This window comes from Agrobacterium sp. CG160-95, from assembly GCF_053521725.1.
Genome location: NZ_JBNWDU010000008.1, coordinates 265,267 through 271,514, shown reverse-complemented (window position 1 = coordinate 271,514; position 6,248 = coordinate 265,267). Strand labels below are relative to the sequence as shown.

Annotated in this window: 4 protein-coding genes; 2 read left to right on the top strand and 2 right to left on the bottom strand. The window is 59.3% G+C overall.

Annotated features, from left to right (window positions below; all coding sequences use genetic code 11):
- Nucleotides 1–203 (top strand): hypothetical protein (locus ACQZ63_RS24090; protein ID WP_448799436.1); only part of this gene is annotated, 203 nt, incomplete at its 5' end.
- Nucleotides 204–396: 193 nt separating this feature from the next.
- Nucleotides 397–2,343, top strand: a complete 1,947-nt coding sequence (locus ACQZ63_RS24085; RefSeq protein ID WP_013762143.1) for a M23 family metallopeptidase — start codon at nt 397–399, stop codon at nt 2,341–2,343.
- 68 nt (nt 2,344–2,411) lie between these two features.
- Here the strand turns inward: ACQZ63_RS24085 and clpB are convergent, their stop codons facing one another.
- Nucleotides 2,412–5,036 (bottom strand): ATP-dependent chaperone ClpB, encoded by a 2,625-nt coding sequence (clpB, locus tag ACQZ63_RS24080; protein WP_004432113.1) that lies wholly within the window; start codon nt 5,034–5,036, stop codon nt 2,412–2,414.
- Between the two features lie 371 nt (nt 5,037–5,407).
- Complete coding sequence (locus ACQZ63_RS24075) at nt 5,408–6,214, bottom strand: DUF4167 domain-containing protein (RefSeq protein ID WP_004432110.1); 807 nt, start codon at nt 6,212–6,214, stop codon at nt 5,408–5,410.
- Between the last annotated feature and the right edge of the window lie 34 nt (nt 6,215–6,248).

Genomic DNA, 6,248 nt, shown 5'->3' with positions numbered 1-6,248 from the left:
AGCAGCGCCGCCGCCCTCGTTCAGTGAGCGGACTTATAAGAGATCACCCTCAAACAAGTCAACACACCAAAATACAAATTCTAAAAAAAACATTCAAAGCATTGATATTAAAAGAGAGTTTTGATTTTTCGAGATTATGCCTCCCATTGGCCTCCACCAACGGACCGATTTTCAACAAGGGAATGCAGCCTGAACCCATATGAATGGTGCTGCGCCTTGTTTTGGCCCGACTCCTCGCTAATTGCTTTGCCAATAAAACGTTAATGCGGGCACGCGCGCGAGCCTGTTGCCGGCATATCTATTGAGGGTGCCGATCAATTTGACTCACGGCTTTGAAAGTTGCACACCTTCGCCTGAAGTTTCTGGAGAGCGCATGACCCACGGGGCACAGCTAGTATGACTGCGGATCGCAACGTGATCCGGTCGCTAGGCACGGAACCGCCAATTCTGGCGGAAGGGCGCCGTGCACCCGATCGCCGTGAGATTTCGCTCAGATGGCTTTCCGGCACGTTCCTTACCGGCATTACCTCTTCCATATTGATGGGTGTTGCGCTGTTTGCAGCTCTTGATGGCCGCCAGCAGCTTGCCATTCCGGCCGAGGCCTTTGCCAAGGCGGATATGGGCAACAATACCGCGGAAGCGGCACGCCGCGGCACACGCCTCGTTGCGCCCAATATTGCGGCCCGGCCCTCGGACCGCTCGATCATGGAAGTCTCCACCGTTATCAACGAGGGCGACAAGGAAGTGGTCCGCAAGGTTCCCTTCTCACACGTCAAAATTCCGCTGGCGTCCAACTACGCCAAACAGGACGATTATCCCGCCTTCGATCCCCTGAACATTTTCGCAAGCGGCGACGACAAGGACGCCCCGGCGCCGGCGCCGAGCCGCACGGGCACAATCTACGGCTCCGAGGTCGAATCCGAAGTCAGCCTGAAAACGGTCGCCTTTCCGATCCAGCACTCCAAGTATCCCTTCGCCGGCTCCCTGAGCTTCGACGAGGTGGAGGAGGCAGTGCGCTCGAACGGCTCGATCCTGACAGATGGTAACGAGCAGCTTGCAGCGCTCTATTACATTGACCCCCGTCGTTTCGATAATGATGAGGGTGATGTCGATATCACCGCCGGTCTTGCCGCCCGTGTCGTCGAACAGAATATGTCGGTTTCGACCCCTCAATCGCCCTCGGTTCCGGTCAAGGAATATGCCGACGACGTTATCCCTGCCCGCCAGACCGAAACCATCGAAGCCGCTTTATTCGGCGCGGGTTATTCGAAGGCGCAATCCTCCGAAATCGCTGGCCTGTTGTCACCGCAACTCCAGTCGAACAATGTCGAAAGCGGCGATGTGCTCCGCGTCGGCATTATTCAGGAAGACGACAAAAGCGACATCGTACGCGTAAGCCTTTATCGCAAGGGTCGCCACATGGTCACCATGGCCGTGGACGATCGCAAGAATTTCATCAAGGCCAGCGAACCGCCGAAGCTCGACGCGGTGGCGACGGCCTTTGACAGCACCCCGGCACCGGCCGCCGGCCGCGATCTGCCCAGCGTCTACGATGGCGTTTACCGGGCGGCTCTGGCCTATGGCATGAATCAGGGCATGGTCTCCCAGCTCATCAAGCTTTTGGCCAGCAGCGTCGATTTTCAGGCGCAGTTGAAACCGGCAGATACGCTGGAGGCCTTCTTCTCCGTGGAAGATGCGGATGGCAAGGCGACGGACAAGTCCGAACTGCTCTACGTCAACGCCAAGTTCGGCGATAACGAGACGCGGTTTTACCGGTTCCAGAACCCGGACGATAACAGCATCGACTATTTCGACGAGAACGGTAAGAGCATCCGGCAGTTCCTGTTGCGCAATCCGGTTCCGAACGGCCGCATGACATCAGGTTTCGGCATGCGCCGCCACCCGGTTTTGAAATTCAGCCGCATGCATACCGGCACCGACTGGGCGGCAGCGCGCGGCACGCCGATCATCGCGACAGGCAACGGCACTGTCGAAAAGGCCGGCTGGGCCTCCGGTTACGGCAACCAGACCCTGATCCGCCACGCCAATGGCTACGTCTCCTCCTATAACCACCAGAGCGCCATCGCCAAGGGTGTCACCGAGGGTTCAAAGGTCCGGCAGGGCCAGGTAATCGGTTATGTCGGTTCGACCGGCCTTTCGACCGGCGCGCATCTGCATTACGAGCTGATCGTTAACGGCACGAAAGTGGACGCGATGAAAGTGCGTCTGCCTGGCGGCAAATCGCTTTCCGGCGTAGCGCTCGCGCGGTTCTCCGACGAGAGAAAGCGGATCGACAATCTACTCAACATCGAAGAAAAACCCAATCAGGTGGCGAGCCGCTAGTCCGCCGGGCCTCGTGACCAGAGGGACCGCTATACGAAAAAGGGCTCCGTTACCGGAGCCCTTTCGTTTTATGCCGCATCGGCGGTTTCAGTCTCGGCCTCACCCTTTGGGGGCTTGACCTTGAAAAGCAGCCGGTCGGTGCCAGAGGTCACCTTGACCCGCGATCCGTCCGGGATCTCGCCGCCGAGAATCATTTCGGCGAGCCTGTCCTGAACGGTCTTCTGGATCACACGCTTCAGCGGACGTGCGCCATAGGCCGGATCGTAACCCTTATTGGCAAGCCAGTTGCGGGCATCCTCATCCAGTTCGAGGGTGATCTTGCGATCACCCAGAAGCGAGACGAGGCGCTTGAGCTGGATCTCCACGATCGCACCCATCTCGTCGCGCCGCAGGCGATGGAAGAGGATGATATCGTCGATACGGTTGAGGAATTCCGGCCGGAAATGCGACCGGACACGCTCCATCACCAGGTCACGAACCGAATCCACATCGTCATTGTCGCCCATCTGCGTCATGAATTCCGAACCGAGGTTCGAGGTCATGATGATGATGGTGTTCTTGAAATCGACGGTGCGGCCCTGGCCATCGGTCAGACGGCCATCATCCAGCACCTGCAACAAGACGTTGAACACGTCCGGATGCGCTTTCTCGATCTCGTCAAACAGCACGACCTGATAGGGCCGGCGGCGAACCGCTTCCGTCAACGCACCGCCCTCTTCGTAACCGACATAGCCGGGAGGCGCACCGATAAGCCGGGCAACGGAGTGTTTCTCCATAAATTCCGACATGTCGAGGCGAACCATCGCGGTCTCGTCGTCGAACAGGAACCGGGCGAGCGACTTGGTCAGCTCGGTCTTGCCCACGCCCGTCGGGCCGAGGAAGATGAACGAGCCGATCGGCCTGTTCGGATCCTGAAGACCCGCGCGCGAACGGCGAACCGCCTTGGAAACGGCCTGCACGGCCTCGCCCTGCCCGACCACGGACTTGGCAAGATCGTCTTCCATGCGCAGCAGCTTCTCGCGCTGGCCTTCCAGCATCTTGTCGACAGGAATACCGGTCCAGCGGGAAACGATGTGGGCGATATTGTCCGCCGTCACCACTTCCTGGACCATCGAGCCAGCACCGCTGCTGTCACGCGCTTCCGCTGCAGCCAGTTCCTTTTCGAGGCCCGGAATGATCCCATAGGTCAATTCACCGGCGCGCTGGAACTGGCCGTTACGCTGGGCACTTGCCAGTTCGTTGCGGGCATCGTCCAGCCGCTTCTTGAGGTCTGCGGCATGGCCCAGCTTCTGCTTTTCCGCCTGCCAGCGGGCCGTCAGGGCATCGGCCTTTTCTTCGGTATCGGCCAGTTCGTCCTCGAGCTTCTTCAGGCGGTCGACGGATGACTGATCCGTCTCCTGCTTCAAGGCTTCGCGTTCGATCTTGAGCTGAATGATCCGGCGATCCAGTTCGTCCAGTTCTTCCGGCTTGGAATCCACCTGCATGCGAAGGCGCGAAGCGGCTTCGTCCATCAGGTCGATTGCCTTGTCGGGCAGGAACCGGTCGGTAATGTAGCGGTTGGAAAGCGTTGCAGCTGCAACCAGGGCCGAATCCGAAATGCGGACCTTGTGGTGCTGTTCGTATTTTTCCTTCAGGCCGCGCAGGATCGAGATCGTGTCCTCAACGGTCGGCTCATCTACGAGCACCGGCTGGAAACGACGGGCAAGGGCCGGATCCTTTTCCACGTGCTTGCGATATTCATCCAGCGTGGTGGCGCCAACGCAGTGCAGTTCACCTCGGGCAAGAGCGGGCTTCAGCAGATTGGACGCATCCATGGCGCCATCGGCCTTGCCGGCACCGACCAGCGTGTGCATCTCGTCGATGAACAGAATAATGCCGCCATTTTCCGCCTGCACTTCGTTCAGGACCGCCTTCAGGCGCTCCTCGAACTCGCCGCGATACTTCGCGCCAGCGATCAGCGCACCCATATCCAGCGCCATAAGCTTCTTGTCTTTGAGGCTTTCGGGCACATCGCCATTGACGATGCGCAGCGCAAGACCTTCGGCAATCGCCGTTTTACCGACGCCGGGTTCACCGATCAGCACGGGATTGTTCTTGGTGCGGCGTGAAAGCACCTGAATGGTCCGGCGGATTTCGTCGTCACGGCCAATCACCGGGTCGAGCCTGCCTTCGCGGGCTTCCTCCGTCAGGTCGCGCGCGAACTTCTTCAGCGCGTCGAAGCCCTGTTCGGCATTGGCGCTGTCAGCCGTGCGGCCCTTGCGGATTTCATTGATGACCTGATTGAGCGCCTGCGCCGTCACGCCGCCCTTTTTCAGGGACGCCGAGGTGGAAGCAGAGTTTTCGATCGCCAGCGCCTGCAAAAGACGCTCGACGGTGACGAAACTGTCACCAGCCTTCTTGGCGAGTTCTTCCGCAGTCGAGAACACTTTCGCAAGTGGAGCCGTGAGGGAAAGGCCGCCATTGCCGCCGGAAACCTTGGGCAATTTCGCCAGTGCCGCATCGTTGGCCAAGCGCACTTCCTTGGCGTCGCCGCCAGCACGCTCGATCAGCGATGCTGCCATGCCCTGCTCGTCATCAAGCAGAACTTTCAGCACATGTTCGGCAGAAAACTGCTGGTGATTTTCCGCAAGCGCAAACGTCTGCGCCGATTGCAGAAAGCCGCGAACGCGCTCGGAGTATTTTTCAATATTCATAGTCGAACCTCCATATACCGGCCCGCCCGCTTTCGGCACGGATCCGGGTGTTTGGGTTGAGGCTCCCTCAAAGGCAAGCCCCGCTACGGCAGTCGCGTTTTACAGATTTCACGATTGCCGCCTCTTGATGGACGGTTACCGCTGCATGCGGCATCCGTCCTTACTGCAGGAATATGGGAGGCATTTTCATCGGTTTAAAGGGGAGGAAAACGACTGCCGGGGAAATTTTAGCCGGACTTGATAAGCGTCACGACTGTTTGCCGCGATTGCCCCCTTCGAAAAGCGCCCAAGCTTTTACACCCGACCCCAAAAACAAAAAAACTCCGGCAAGCCGGAGTTTTTTCAATCGCGTGGTATTTTGAAAACCCTGCTTATTCAGCAGCGTTTTCGAGCGTGGCAGGTGTTGCCTCATCACCGGCTGGCGTATCTCCGCCTTCGGCACCCTCAGCACCTTCCGCGGTTGCGGCGCGGCGCGGGCGACGCGGGCGTGGGCCAGTGGCGCGGCGGGCCTTTGGTGCGCGTTCAGTCGCTGGCGCTTCCGTCTGCTGCTGCTGTTCCTCGACGGCCACTTCCATAGGCGTGCCTTCGATGACGGGCTGAGGCGCCTGGCTGGCGTCGTATACCGGCTGCTGCCGTTCGTCCGAAGCCTGCGGCTGGCGCGGCTGGCGCTCCTGCCGTTCGCGGCGGTCCGGGCGCTCACGGCGTTCCTGACGCGGCTCGGAACGCTCGGTGCGCTCCTGCCGTTCCTGGCGCTCCGGCTGCTGAACCCGTTCCGGCTGTTCGAACTGCTGCTGCGGTGCACCATCGTCACCGTCGTTCATATCCATATCGTCGGCATCCGAAGCATTGTATTCGCCACGGTCGTCGCGCTGGAAACGCTCCTGCATCTGGGCCTGAGCGGTGGCGATGATACGATTGTAGTGTTCAGCGTGCTGCAGATAGTTTTCAGCGATCACGCGGTCGCCAGCACTCTGCGCGTCCCGCGCAAGGGTGGCGTATTTTTCCGCTATGTGCTGGGCTGTGCCACGAATTTTAACATCGGGACCGGAGCTGTCATAAGTCCTGGTAAGCGGGTTACCGCCCTTGCGGTTGAAGTTGTTGTTGTTACCGCCACCATTGTTATTGTTGTTGTTGCTTCCACGCCCCCGGCCGCGCTTGTTTTGCTGTCCTGGCCTCATCAATTGCTCACCTGAATTCTGTTTTGCTGACAAT

Excerpts from the sequence above, each read along its gene's own strand:
- ACQZ63_RS24085 (WP_013762143.1), top strand. The coding sequence starts at position 397 with ATGACTGCGGATCGCAACGTGATCCGGTCGCTAGGCACGGAACCGCCA.
- clpB (WP_004432113.1), bottom strand. The coding sequence starts at position 5,036 with ATGAATATTGAAAAATACTCCGAGCGCGTTCGCGGCTTTCTGCAATCG.
- ACQZ63_RS24075 (WP_004432110.1), bottom strand. The coding sequence starts at position 6,214 with ATGAGGCCAGGACAGCAAAACAAGCGCGGCCGGGGGCGTGGAAGCAAC.